Source organism: Phormidium yuhuli AB48 (assembly GCF_023983615.1).
GTDB classification, from domain to species: Bacteria; Cyanobacteriota; Cyanobacteriia; order Cyanobacteriales; family Geitlerinemataceae; genus Sodalinema; species Sodalinema yuhuli.
Genome location: NZ_CP098611.1, coordinates 1,921,311 through 1,933,217, shown reverse-complemented (window position 1 = coordinate 1,933,217; position 11,907 = coordinate 1,921,311). Strand labels below are relative to the sequence as shown.

15 protein-coding genes are annotated in these 11,907 nt (G+C 52.2%); 8 read left to right on the top strand and 7 right to left on the bottom strand.

Features of this window, described 5'->3' with window-relative positions; genetic code table 11:
• Positions 1–5 precede the first annotated feature (5 nt).
• From NEA10_RS08335 to cutA, 4 genes are all read left to right on the top strand, one after another.
• Positions 6–209 (top strand): hypothetical protein, encoded by a 204-nt coding sequence (locus tag NEA10_RS08335; RefSeq protein ID WP_159788056.1) that lies wholly within the window; start codon positions 6–8, stop codon positions 207–209.
• Positions 210–497: 288 nt separating this feature from the next.
• Positions 498–2,129, top strand: coding sequence for an ABC transporter substrate-binding protein (locus NEA10_RS08330; RefSeq protein ID WP_252664850.1), 1,632 nt, complete (start codon positions 498–500; stop codon positions 2,127–2,129).
• Positions 2,130–2,200: 71 nt separating this feature from the next.
• Complete coding sequence (locus NEA10_RS08325) at positions 2,201–2,935, top strand: DNA-binding response regulator (RefSeq protein ID WP_252664849.1); 735 nt, start codon at positions 2,201–2,203, stop codon at positions 2,933–2,935.
• Positions 2,936–2,978: 43 nt separating this feature from the next.
• Positions 2,979–3,323, top strand: coding sequence for a divalent-cation tolerance protein CutA (cutA, locus tag NEA10_RS08320; protein ID WP_252664848.1), 345 nt, complete (start codon positions 2,979–2,981; stop codon positions 3,321–3,323).
• A gap of 4 nt (positions 3,324–3,327) precedes the next feature.
• On the opposite strand, the gene stpA is transcribed toward cutA, so the two are convergent.
• The gene (gene stpA / locus NEA10_RS08315) at positions 3,328–4,650 is read right to left on the bottom strand and encodes a glucosylglycerol 3-phosphatase (RefSeq protein WP_252664847.1); all 1,323 of its coding nucleotides are present in this window, start codon (positions 4,648–4,650) and stop codon (positions 3,328–3,330) included.
• A gap of 140 nt (positions 4,651–4,790) precedes the next feature.
• Here stpA and trxB point away from each other — a divergent pair, with 140 nt between their 5' ends.
• The gene (gene trxB / locus NEA10_RS08310; protein ID WP_252664846.1) at positions 4,791–6,176 is read left to right on the top strand and encodes a thioredoxin-disulfide reductase; all 1,386 of its coding nucleotides are present in this window, start codon (positions 4,791–4,793) and stop codon (positions 6,174–6,176) included.
• A gap of 452 nt (positions 6,177–6,628) precedes the next feature.
• Here trxB and NEA10_RS08305 read toward each other — a convergent pair whose 3' ends face one another.
• From NEA10_RS08305 to NEA10_RS08295, 3 genes are all read right to left on the bottom strand, one after another.
• The gene (locus NEA10_RS08305; RefSeq protein WP_374111874.1) at positions 6,629–7,006 is read right to left on the bottom strand and encodes a type II toxin-antitoxin system VapC family toxin; all 378 of its coding nucleotides are present in this window, start codon (positions 7,004–7,006) and stop codon (positions 6,629–6,631) included.
• Complete coding sequence (locus tag NEA10_RS08300; RefSeq protein ID WP_252664844.1) at positions 7,006–7,221, bottom strand: hypothetical protein; 216 nt, start codon at positions 7,219–7,221, stop codon at positions 7,006–7,008. The genes NEA10_RS08305 and NEA10_RS08300 overlap by 1 nt, the downstream gene beginning before the upstream one ends.
• A gap of 146 nt (positions 7,222–7,367) precedes the next feature.
• Positions 7,368–7,994, bottom strand: coding sequence for a Uma2 family endonuclease (locus tag NEA10_RS08295; RefSeq protein WP_252664843.1), 627 nt, complete (start codon positions 7,992–7,994; stop codon positions 7,368–7,370).
• Positions 7,995–8,035: 41 nt separating this feature from the next.
• On the opposite strand from NEA10_RS08295, the gene NEA10_RS20855 reads away from it, so the two are divergent.
• On the top strand, positions 8,036–8,170 hold the full coding sequence (locus tag NEA10_RS20855) for a hypothetical protein (RefSeq protein ID WP_258719060.1): 135 nt from the start codon (positions 8,036–8,038) through the stop codon (positions 8,168–8,170).
• Positions 8,171–8,380: 210 nt separating this feature from the next.
• Here NEA10_RS20855 and NEA10_RS08290 read toward each other — a convergent pair whose 3' ends face one another.
• The gene (locus NEA10_RS08290; protein ID WP_252664842.1) at positions 8,381–8,749 is read right to left on the bottom strand and encodes a HepT-like ribonuclease domain-containing protein; all 369 of its coding nucleotides are present in this window, start codon (positions 8,747–8,749) and stop codon (positions 8,381–8,383) included.
• Entirely contained in the window at positions 8,733–9,038 is a 306-nt protein-coding gene (locus NEA10_RS08285) for a nucleotidyltransferase family protein (protein ID WP_252664841.1), read from the bottom strand. Before NEA10_RS08285 ends, NEA10_RS08290 begins: the two co-directional genes overlap by 17 nt.
• Before the next feature lie 153 nt (positions 9,039–9,191).
• Here NEA10_RS08285 and NEA10_RS20850 point away from each other — a divergent pair, with 153 nt between their 5' ends.
• Positions 9,192–9,326, top strand: a complete 135-nt coding sequence (locus NEA10_RS20850; RefSeq protein ID WP_258719059.1) for a hypothetical protein — start codon at positions 9,192–9,194, stop codon at positions 9,324–9,326.
• 132 nt (positions 9,327–9,458) lie between these two features.
• Here the strand turns inward: NEA10_RS20850 and NEA10_RS08280 are convergent, their stop codons facing one another.
• Positions 9,459–10,736: a DNA cytosine methyltransferase gene (locus NEA10_RS08280; RefSeq protein WP_309494816.1), complete on the bottom strand. Its 1,278-nt coding sequence runs from the start codon at positions 10,734–10,736 to the stop codon at positions 9,459–9,461.
• 161 nt (positions 10,737–10,897) lie between these two features.
• Here NEA10_RS08280 and chlG point away from each other — a divergent pair, with 161 nt between their 5' ends.
• Entirely contained in the window at positions 10,898–11,902 is a 1,005-nt protein-coding gene (gene chlG / locus NEA10_RS08275; protein WP_252664840.1) for a chlorophyll synthase ChlG, read from the top strand.
• Positions 11,903–11,907: the final 5 nt, after the last annotated feature.

Here is an 11,907-nt window from a genome sequence, read left to right as displayed (position 1 = left end):
TCCTGATGATGACGACCCAGACCTTTAGCCAGCCAATTCCCCTTGATGAAATGTTCGCCCGGGTTTGGAATTTGGGCCATCTGACCCGCGCTGAGCGCCAAACTCTCAAATCTGTTGTCTTGAGCAACAGCCTGAGTTCTGAGGATGAAGATGTATTAAACCGTATCTTTCATGCGGTTCGTCGAGGTTGGCTCAAGATTTTAGACTAATATCAGCCAATTGTACCCAATATCAAATTTAACCTTCCCTTAATAGAACCAGGCTTGGGTTAAACCAACCTAAAACATCCAAAACTTTAAGACTCCCGCGTTAACCTCCGACTTTAACTCAGAACTTTTTTAAAATGCAAACGTTAGGCAAACGAACCTTAACTCGCCCTTGCCTCTAATATCCTCGCCCCCCAAATGGGGGATTTTTTTTAGCCCAACCGCCTCCCCTCTCTCCGCTAAGATAATGAGGCAAGACCCATCACCCTCAAGACTGTTGAGGCAACCCCTATGAGAGGATTTGGCAAAAGACGTTGGCCCACCCTGGCGGCCATCCTTAGTTTTTGTATTGTCCTGGTCGTCAGTTGTCAGCAGCTGGATTCCGATAGGGGACAGGTCAACGCCGTGGGCGATCGCATCCGCCTAGGAACCACCGCCCAAATTGTCACCCTCGACCCGGCCGACGCCTATGAACAGTCTTCGATGATGGCGATCGCCAATTTGGGAGAAACCCTATACCGCTACGAACTCGACGACGAGGACCAACTCATCCTCGTCCCCACCCTCGCCACCGACTTACCCCGTCTGAGTGACGATGAACTGACCTATACCATCCCTGTCCGAGAGGATGTCGTCTTCCATGACGGAACCCCCTTCGATGCCGAAGCCATGGCCTTCTCCCTACGGCGCTTTCGCGACAATGGAGGACGCGCCTCCTTTCTCTTGGGAGACTTACTCGGAGACATTGAAGCCACCGGTGAGTATGAGTTGACCCTCACCCTGAATTATCCCTTTGCCGGCTTTACCGCACTGCTCACCTTCCCCGGCCTCTGCGCCATTTCCCCCGCCGCCTATGAAATCGGCGAAGGGCAATTCTTCCCCAGTCAATTTGTGGGAACCGGCCCCTATCGCTTAGGAACCTATGGCAGTGATTCCGTCAGTTTTGAGATTTTCCCCGACTATTGGGGCGATGCGCCTAAAAATCAGGGCATTGATATGCGGCGTTTTTCCAGCCAGGCCAACCTCTATAATGCCTTCCTGACAGGAGGGGTGGATGTGGCCTATCAACAACTGGACCCTGACCAAATCCGAAGCCTAGAAGACCTGGCCCCGGAGCGGGGGTTTAAGGTGGTCGAGGCCGAGAGTACCACCATTTCCTATCTCGTCTTAAACGTCAATCAGCCTCCCTTTGACCAGCTCGAAGTCCGTCAGGCCCTAGCAGCAATCATGGATCGGCCTCTGTTGAATGAGCGGGTGTTTTACGACCAGGCAGAACCCCTCTATAGTCTCATTCCACCTGCATTTGAGTCTCACCGTCCCCTCTTTGCTGAACGCTACGGAGATGGCAATTTTGAGAAAGCCAGGGCGTTATTACAAGAGGCGGGATTTTCCGCTGAACGTCCCTTGGTGGTAGACATGTGGTTTCCCTCCAGTTCCGTCCCCGGTCGTCTCGGTGCCACCATTCTACAGGCGCTGACGGAACGAGATTTAGAGGGATTAGTCACCATTGAGCCTCGTAGTGTGGAGGCGGCTACCGCCTATGGCTATTTGGATAAGGGGGTTTATCCCACTTTTCTCCTCTCCTGGTATGCAGACTTTTTCGATCCAGACAACTACGTGAAACCCTTTTTAGAATGTCAGGAGGGGTCGCCGGAGTCTGGGTGTCGGTTAGGAGAAACCCAGTATCATGGTTCATTCTTCTACGATTCCCGCGCCAATGAACTCTTGCAGGCTCAGCGTCAAGCCTCCGATCCCTTGTTTCGCGATCGCCTGTTAGTGGAATTACAAGAGATTGTCGTCGAGCAAGTCCCCTACATTCCCCTTTGGCAGAATAAGGATTATGCCTTTGCCCAGGGAGAAATTTCCGGGGTAACCTTAAGCAAGACCCAGCAAGTGCTACCTTTTGCCTCCATTGGCCGTTAGCCTTAAGTATTGGAGTCAAGCCAGCTCAGATGTTAGGGTCACAGAATACATCTTGGAGATAACATCAGCCTATGGCCACCCCTGAACAACAACAGGAAATTCTGAGTCTGCGGGAGCGACAACTGACCCCGAAACAGATTGCTCGTAAATTAGGATTGCGTCCCGCCGAAGTGAAGGCAGTCATCAAGGCCGGGGCCATTGAGACTGAGTCCCAACGCCTGGCCCGGGGCGAACAGGGCCCCCTTATCGGCTGTTGGTGCGATGGGGGAACCTACGACATCTTGTTCAATCCCAAGGGAAAGGAGCTAGAAGACGAGAAACGGTCCGAGGGTGGACTCTCGATTGTGACGGTGATTCGTTCTGTTCGTCCTCCCAGGTGTCAGGTCGCCGTGTATTTGGTTGACTACCAATGTTTAGGGGTTAAGAATGCCCTACCGCTGCGTTCTATCAGTGAGTCTGGCATTGCCAGCACTCTGGCGTTGCTCTATGAAGCCTATCCAGAGGAGCCAGAACCCATCACCCTGGCCCAAGCCCAAGCCCTCGTGTTGGGTGGCGAACAGTATGGGAAGTCCCTAGGATTCGATCCTCATCCAGATTTTGAGGAGGTTCGGGACTTTCTCGGCGAGTGGGATGGAGAGGTTCCCTTTGAGTTCGGCTATAAGGGTGAGCCGTTGTATATCCAGGGTCCCGATGACGATGCGGGTGAGATTATCAGGACGCTTGAGAAAAATGTGGGGAAAGGGAAGTTTGATTATCTCCTAGTCGCGTCTGACCTCTCATTTGAGCAAGGTCTGTTGGGATTCTAGGCTAGGCTAGACCGGAGATGGAATCATTAAACAGATCAACCCTATGGCTGAGGAAATCCTACTCGATGAGGCCCGGTCTGAGTGCCTCATTGTTCTTGTCACCGCCACCTCTGCTGAAGAAGCGACAACCCTTGCCCGCACCCTCGTCGAGGAGAAACTGGCAGCCTGTGTCTCCCGTTTCCCCGTCCAGTCCACCTATACCTGGGAGGGCAACATCGAGGAGGATGAGGAATGGCAACTGGTGATTAAAACCCACCGTCGCCAATTCCATCCCCTACAAGTGCGAGTTCAGGCCCTCCATCGCTATGAGGTTCCTGAAATCATCGCTCTCCCCATCGATATGGGGTCTGCGGCCTATCTCAACTGGATTAGCCACAATGTCAACTGAAAGGTCAACTGAGACCTTGATTGCGGGCAATTTCCCGGCGGGCCTCGGCGACGGTCTGGAAGAACTGACTATACTGTTCATGACCGCCCCGAAAGACGACGTTTAAGGTTAACGGGTCCTCGGTATCGCGATCGTCTCCAGGGCCCGAAACTACCACGGGGACTTGCTTCCCATTGCGTTCCCGCATTTCCACTTTGACGGCTTTGCGGTTCTTGACTTCGCCGCCACTGCTGTCGACGTAGACCGTTAAATTGCCCTTATTCAAGCGTCGGCCCAGGTTTTGAATGAGTTGCAGGAAGTTGCGATCGCTCCCTCCCCGACGAACGGTCTGCTCATCCCCGTCACCCTCAACGGTACTATTCACCGTATCACCCACACCAATAATGGTAGGCATGATTTGCGGGTCAAAGTTCTCTTGGACTAAATCTAGCAAGTCCGCTTCCTGTTTGGGGGCTTGACGGACGCTAAACTCTTCTCCCAGAGGGGCGTTACCGGTGCGACGCTGATAATACCGATTCAACAGGGCCACGACCCCAGCTTCCTTGATGGCTCCACGAATCATAAACTGAAAATCTGTCGTTCCTGAATCCCCCGGTTTGGCAAAACGGACAAGTTCCATTCCCTGCTCATCCCGTCCGAGGTTGGGGGCATAATGGACAAAAAAGGAGTCCTCTAAGCCGTGTTTCGCTGCATCGGCTAGGAGGTCTTCCATTAAGCCTTGCATCGCCTCTTGAAGGGCCACATAGATGGGAGTGCGATCGCGCAGCCGGTCATAAAAGACATTCAAGTTCGCCGTGGGGGAGGCCACATTATCCAAGGCCGCCGCCTCAATCAGATGTTGTACCTCTCCAGGAATCTCCGCCTCATGGGCCTGACAAAACTCCTGTAAACAATGGCCAATCCGTTGGGGAACCTCCTGCAAGAAGGTCATCTCCGCCTCACTCACCCCCGGATGGGAGACCCGTCCATCCCGGTCTTGCCATTGAACGCCTCCGGCAGCCAAACCGGGCAAATAGAGGCGTTCCTGGCGCGTATAGATGGCGCTTTGGGTGGCTTTCTCGATGATGCGGTTCACCCCTCGCTGACCCAGATGCTCCCCATTGGTCAGCACAAAGAAATGGCCATCAAAGGCTTTTGTCGCCCGGACGTAATCTAAATCGATCTCGCGGCTGAGGGGGTCTTTGACTAACCCCATGCAAACGCCATCCAGGTCTTGGATAATCAGTAAATTCTCCACATTGGCCAAGATGTTGGCCAGTTTGTCAACATCTAAAGACAAGGCCATTTCATGGAGAAGCAGGTGAGGAGCGGTGTGGGAAGCAGTCATGGAAAAAAGGGTTAAGGATGATGTGAATGTTCGCTAGCCTAAAAAGAAGGGGGGATTCTCCCAAGGGATAGCATAGGTCTGTTAATCCAGCCTATACTATCATTTGATACTCATAGTCATTATGAATTTACATAAATCCCATGAGCGAAACAACCATTGAAAACCTCGTGATTATCGGGTCGGGACCAGCGGGCTATACCGCCGCCATTTACGCGGCCCGAGCCAACCTGAAGCCAGTGGTGTTTGAAGGCTATCAAATGGGGGGGATTCCCGGTGGACAGTTAATGACCACCACAGAAGTCGAGAATTACCCTGGATTCCCCGATGGTATCACTGGTCCGGAGTTAATGGATCGGATGAAGGCCCAAGCCGTGCGTTGGGGGGCGGAATTGTATACCGAAGATGTCACCTCCGTAGACTTACGTCAGCGTCCCTTCACAGTCCGGTCGGATGAGCGGGAGTTGAAAACCCACAGTATCGTCATCGCTACGGGGGCCACGGCTAAGCGGCTGAATCTTCCCCATGAGGAAGACTTCTGGAACAGTGGGATGTCCGCCTGTGCGATTTGTGACGGAGCGGCCCCCCAGTTTAGGAATGTAGAACTGGCGGTCATTGGGGGTGGAGACACGGCCGCCGAAGAAGCGGTGTTCCTGACCAAATATGGCACTCATGTGCATCTGCTGGTTCGTCGGGACCAGATGCGGGCCAGTAAGACCATGCAAGACCGGGTCTTGAACCATCCCAAGATTACCGTCCATTGGAACACCCAGGCCACCGATGTCTATGGTGAGAATGGGAAGTTGCAAGGGGTGAACCTTATCAACAGCCAAACCCAGGAAACGGGAACCTTGGCGGTTCAGGGCTTATTTTATGCCATTGGTCACACCCCCAACACCCAGATTTTCCAAGGACAGATTGACTTGGACGAGGTTGGCTATGTGAAAACCCACCAGGGTTCCGTGGAAACCTCGGTTGAGGGGGTTTACGCTGTTGGAGATGTCCAAGACCACGAGTTCCGCCAAGCGGTCACCGCAGCGGGAACGGGTTGTATGGGTGCGATGTTAGCCGAACGCTGGCTCTCGGAGAAAGGACTGACGACGGAGTTCCATCAAGAGGAACAGCGGGCTGAGGTGACGGAGACGGAACCGGAGGAGGCGGTGGACCCGGCGGAGGTCTATGACATTAACAATACCCGTCATCGGGGGAGTTATGCCCTGCGGAAGTTGTACCATGAGAGCGATCGGCTTCTGATTGTCAAATATGTCGCGCCCACCTGTGGTCCCTGTCATATCCTCAAGGGGATTTTCGATCAGGTGATTGATGAGTATGAGGGCCGGGTTCACTATGTGGAGATTGACATTGAGGAGGACTCCGAGATTGCTGAGGCGGCTGGAGTGATTGGAACTCCGACGATTCAGTTGTTTAAAGAGAAGGCCAAGGTGGCTGAGTATAAGGGGGTGAAGCAAAAGAGCGAATATCGTCAGGGAATTGACGAGCATTTAGGCTCGACGGCTTCTGTGTCATAGGCTTGGACAAGGTTGAAAACGCTTCCCAAATTCTGAGTTTGGGGAGCGTTTTAAGGTTGAGTGTGAGCCAGTATGACCTAAACTTTTCGATAATCGTTGTTCAATAACTTTTGTAACATTTTATCCATCTCAGCGGATTTAGAGTGTGGTTGTGTTGACAGGAAGCCGATCGGGAAGTTAGGTTGTGGGCGATATCCGTTACGACGGTTGTAAAAAGACGACAAGAAGGCTATGGAAATCCTAACGACGCTAGTTGGAATGCTAGTTGGAGCGGCTATATGTGGCTGGGCTTGCTACATAATGGCAGAGCGAAAAAAACGGGATAGGAAATTGTGGGCTGTTGCTGGTGTACTGTTGGGACTATTTGCGGTTATCGCATTAGCTATACTTCCAAGTCTGCCTGGATGACGTTGATTCAGTCGGTTTTGTTCTGCCCGGGTAAGAGACAGGATTTATTTGAGGTTAATAGTGAGAGTTTTTACGCCTAAACGGCTGAAGTCGGCTGTGTTGTTAGTAACAACGGTCAAGTCGTTAACTAAAGCTGTTGCTGCGATAATAGCATCGGGCGTTTTAGTTTTGAATTGCTGCCTTAGCAGGATAGCCTGTTCGGCGATCACATCTTGTAAGTCAACTATTTTGGCATGGCTGATGAATGCCCTGGCTTTGGCATAAGATTCGAGATTGGATGCGAACCGTCCCCAGCCTAAAAATTCTATTTTTGTGATAATTGAAATCTGGAAGCTGTCGGCAAGTATGGTATGAATGGCTTCATCATCAGTCAAGCCATTAAAGTAGTAGATCACAATGTTTGTGTCAACCAAATAATTCATTAGAGCCAACCTTCGCGGCTACTTTCCAAGTAATCATCAATCACTTGTTTTGGCTGTTGAGTAACACCAAAAAACTGGCGTGGATCGAAAGGGGGAGACTGTTGTGTTTCAACCCCATCTTCTTCTGCTAGTTGTTGCAACACAATTTGCACCAGCCGGAATTTATCGGCATGGGAGAGGGATACAATCGTGGGAATGAGTTCGTCGAGCGTCATGGTGTATATCAGTACAGTACAAAAAAGCTGAACGTCTTACTCAAAGGGAAGTCTAGCTGACAATCCTGGAGAGAGCGCTCCGAGCTGAGGTAAAAATCGAGAGGCGGGGGGGTAGTGCGAAGTCGGGTTATTCTAGGGGGCGATCGCTAGCGACGTCCTCTCAACACCTGTTCAGCGGTCAGTCTCAAGTCTGGAAACGTGGGAGAGACAATCATCTCATCACCTCGAAGCAGCTGAATTTTATACTCCCCATCCACTAGGGTACAGACAGAGAGGGTGGGGTGTTTGGGCTTCCCGATGTGTCGAGTCCCCCCCAATCCTGCGTAGTCTGCAATCCAATATTCGGAGATACCCAATGTTGCATAGTCTTCGACCTTTCGGGCATAATCGTTTTGCCAGTTGCTGCTCACCACTTCCGCCACGAACTTAATCGAAGAACCTAGGGTCAAAATTGACTGATCCGGCCAACGTGGTTCTTGGCTCAGTTGCTCTCGATCAACTACGGCAACATCAGGTCGAAATGCTGTTATACTGGCATTGGCAGGGCGTAAGAGTCCTCGTTGCAGGACAAACCAGGGTAAGTTCGTTCTGTCGATTTCAATACAGAGTTTGGCGGTGATGAATGCTGCAACCTCCTCATGCTGACCCGTTGGTTCCAAGTCAAACACCTCTCCATCAATGAGTTCATAGCGATCATCACCACCATAACGAGCCAGGAACTCGTCAAAGCTGAGGGGCTTGCGTTGTCTGAGTTGGGAGATCGCCAGGGTCATCCGTCAACTGATCTCAATCAATGCCTTTAGTCTACCAAATTATGGGTGAGTCCCCTTCTGATGGCTTGTCGCCGCTTCGGTTTTTTACGAAGGCGATCGCCCTAGGTGAAGCCCCGCGAGGGCGAACGGCCATTCGCCCCTACATTATTGTGTATTTTTTCAGAGACGGTTGTTAACACTTCTGTTTAAAGAGAAGGCCAAGGTGGCTGAGTATAAGGGGGTGAAGCAAAAGAGCGAATATCGTCAGGGAATTGACGAGCATTTAGGCTCGACGGCTTCTGTGTCGTAGGCTTGGACGAGGTGTAAAATAGCTCCCAAAATTTTAAGTCTGGGAAGCATTTGGGGGATAAGTTTGAGGCGGTATGACCTAAGAACGATGGGGATTATCATTCCTCATGCTTCTCGTCTCCAGATGTCAACTGCTGAATCGCTTGATTGGTCGCGTTGAGTAGTCCCGGTAAATCGGTCGTTACCACCTGCCAGATTACATCTAAATCAACATCAAAATAGGCATGAACAATTCGATTTCTCATTCCCACAATTTGACGCCACGGAATCTGTGGATAGGCAGCCTGACAATCTATAGAAACATGATTTGCAGCTTCTCCAATAATCTCAATCAACCGAATAAGTGCCAGAGCCAGCATCTCATCTCGATCTAAATCGTCGCGAGTTCTATTGTTGACGAAAGCGATCGCTTTGATTGCCGCATCGCGGATGTGCCAAAGACGTGTTAAATCAGCAACCTCGCTCATAAATTGGCACAGCCTCCTGTAGCACTCGATCCCGAAAATAGCGGCTCAAATCTCCAGGCGTTCGTAAGTCTACGACCCGCCCTAATAAATCGCTAAGTTCATCGGCTATTGTTACGATCGCCAACCCTGGGGTTTTTCCTGGTAGAAACTCCACCAATACATCCACATCGCTGTGTTCCGTAAAGTCATCCCGCAACACGGAGCCAAACAATGCCAACTTACAAATCTGATGTTGCTGGCAAAACCGCTCGATTTTTGCTTGTGGTAAGGTGATCGGTAATGTTCTCATCGGCCCAACTTCCTAACAGTCTGTGCAATCTTCTTCGCCAATTCTATGCCCTCCTGATTTAACCTCCCAAAAGCTTAAGCCACCAGCCGTGTTGGGCGATCGCCTGGGTCATCCGTCAACGGCTCTCAATCAATGCCTTTAGTTTAGCCAATTATGGGTGAGTCCCCTTATTATGGCTTGTCGCTGCTTCGGTTTGTCATGAAGGCGATCGCCCTAGGTGAAGCCCCGCGAGGGCGAACGGCCGTTCGCCCCTACATGATTGCGTATTTTTTCAGAGACAGTTATTAAAGCTTCTGAAAAAATACGGAACTAGAAGAGAGAGGCGGCTAGTCCTCAAACCTGGGTGTTGCCAACGTTCATGACATAACGATTCTATGTGACTTCTTCTATCCTCTCCTAATTTAACCTCCCAAAAGATGATTACTCCCCCAGCCGCCGCCGAGGGGCGATCGCATCGGCCGCCACCCCATACCGCGCCGCCGCCTGAGTCATCGTCAGCGACAACAGCCCCTCATCCCCCAAGGGCCACTCCCCCTGAGGATGCTCAACTTCTCCCCCCAACGACTCCCGCACTGACTCAGCCACGGCCCGAGCCAACCAAGGGGGAACCGAATTGCCAATTTGCCGAAAGCCGTGCCATTTGGTGACATGGAAGCGGAACCAGTCCGGGTAACTGTGTAATCGCGCCGCCTCTCGCACCGTAATACAACGGGGATGCTGGGGATGAATGGGGCGGGGTGAGGTGAACGCACCGCGACTGCTGGGGGTTCCCGCCCGTAGGGTGTTACAAATCCCCTGGGGAGGTAGGCGGAAAAAGCGACTCACCGGCTCCCGCTCTCCAGGAGGGGTTTGGCGGAATCGCTCAATGGAGCTGTCCCGATGGCGCGATCGCCCACTATTGCTCAGCCAATTGGGCCGCCAAGGACGAGGATACCCATAGTCCCCTAAATCCACCGCTAAGCCCCGCAAAATAGCCCCATATTGGCTCGGAACCCCAAAATTTGCTTCAACCCCATCCTGCTCCCATAACGCCTCATATTGCTCAATTTGGGGCAAATCCTGTAACGCTTCCTGCACCGTCGGCGAGGGGGACAACTGGGCCAATTTCCCCTTACGGGGTCTTTTCCCCGCCGGATAGGTCATCGGTGTTGGATAGTGGGGCGGCGTTTCCCCCAGACGATAAGCCAACAGAAACAAACGCTCTCGATATTGGGGAACCCCATAATGAGCCGCATTGAGAACCTGGGGCGGTTCCACAACCCCATAACCGATCGCCCCCAACGCCGCGATCGCCTCAGCCAGCACCTGACGCTGTTTCCCCGTAGCCATCCCCTTGACATTCTCCATTACCACATAGCGGGGTTCAATCTCCCCCACCAGACGGATGAAATCAGACACCAGAGCATTACGAGGGTCATCCAACAGTCGTTTCCCCATCAAGGAAAAGCCCTGACAAGGAGGTCCCCCAAACAGCACATCCACCTCCGTTACCCCAGCCTGTCGGAAAATCTCAGCCCCCGATAGCTGGCTCACATTGGCGCAAATCAGAGAGCAATCAGGGAAATTGTACTCATGAACCGCACAGTGAATCGGGTCCACCTCCACCGCCGCCACCACATCAAACCCCGCCTGTTCAAAGCCCAGACTCATTCCCCCCGCCCCAGCAAATAAATCGATCGCCGTTGGTCGTCCTCTCACCCCAATTCCCCCTGATGAATCATCAGCTACTCAGACTTGATTGTAGAAGCCCCAGTCCCCCCACCAGAGCGATCACATATTAAACTAGACAGGATTCGGAGTCGGATCAATCCCAATCAGCTCACCGAGCCAGACTCTCCGTTACGCTGAAATTCTCAACTATGTCTAACCCACAAACTCCATCCCCAGCCAATAGCGACGCACCTAACCCCGAGGTCAAAGGCTCTAAAGCACGTCAACTCATGGGCATGAAGGGCGCCCAATCCGGCGAAACCAACATCTGGAAAATTCGCCTGCAACTGATGAAGCCCATCACCTGGATTCCCCTAATTTGGGGGGTTGTCTGTGGGGCCGCCTCATCCGGATCCTATACCTGGACCCTAGAAAACGTACTCATGGCCGCCGCCTGTATGCTGCTCTCAGGGCCCCTGATGACCGGATACACCCAAACCATCAATGACTACTACGATCGCGAAATCGACGCGATTAACGAACCCTATCGTCCCATCCCCTCCGGAGCCATCTCCATCCCCCAAGTCAAAGCCCAAGTCTTCATCCTACTCATCGGCGGCTGGATTCTCGCCTATGGCTTAGATATCTGGGCGCAAAATCAGTTCCCCACCATCACCACCATCGCCGTCGTCGGGGCCTTTCTCGCCTATATCTACTCCGCCCCACCCCTAAAACTCAAACAAAACGGCTGGTTAGGCAACTACGCCCTGGGAGCCAGCTACATCACCCTCCCCTGGTGTGCCGGCCATGCCCTCTTTGGTGAACTCAACCTGACCATTGTCTTTCTAACGATGTTCTATAGCCTGGCCGGCTTGGGAATTGCCATCGTCAATGACTTTAAGAGTGTCGAGGGCGATCGCCAACTCGGTCTCAAATCCCTCCCGGTCATGTTTGGGGTCACCACCGCCGCCTGGATTTGCGTCCTCTCCATCGATGTCTTCCAAGCGGGAATCGCTGCTTATCTCATCAGCATTCAACAAAACGCCTATGCTGTGCTGTTGATTCTGCTGATTATTCCCCAAATCACCTTTCAGGATATGTACTTCCTGCGAGATCCCCTGGAAAACGATGTCAAATACCAAGCCAGCGCCCAACCCTTCCTAGTTTTGGGAATGTTGGTGACGGGCCTAGCCATCGGTCATTCTGGATTTTAAGGACG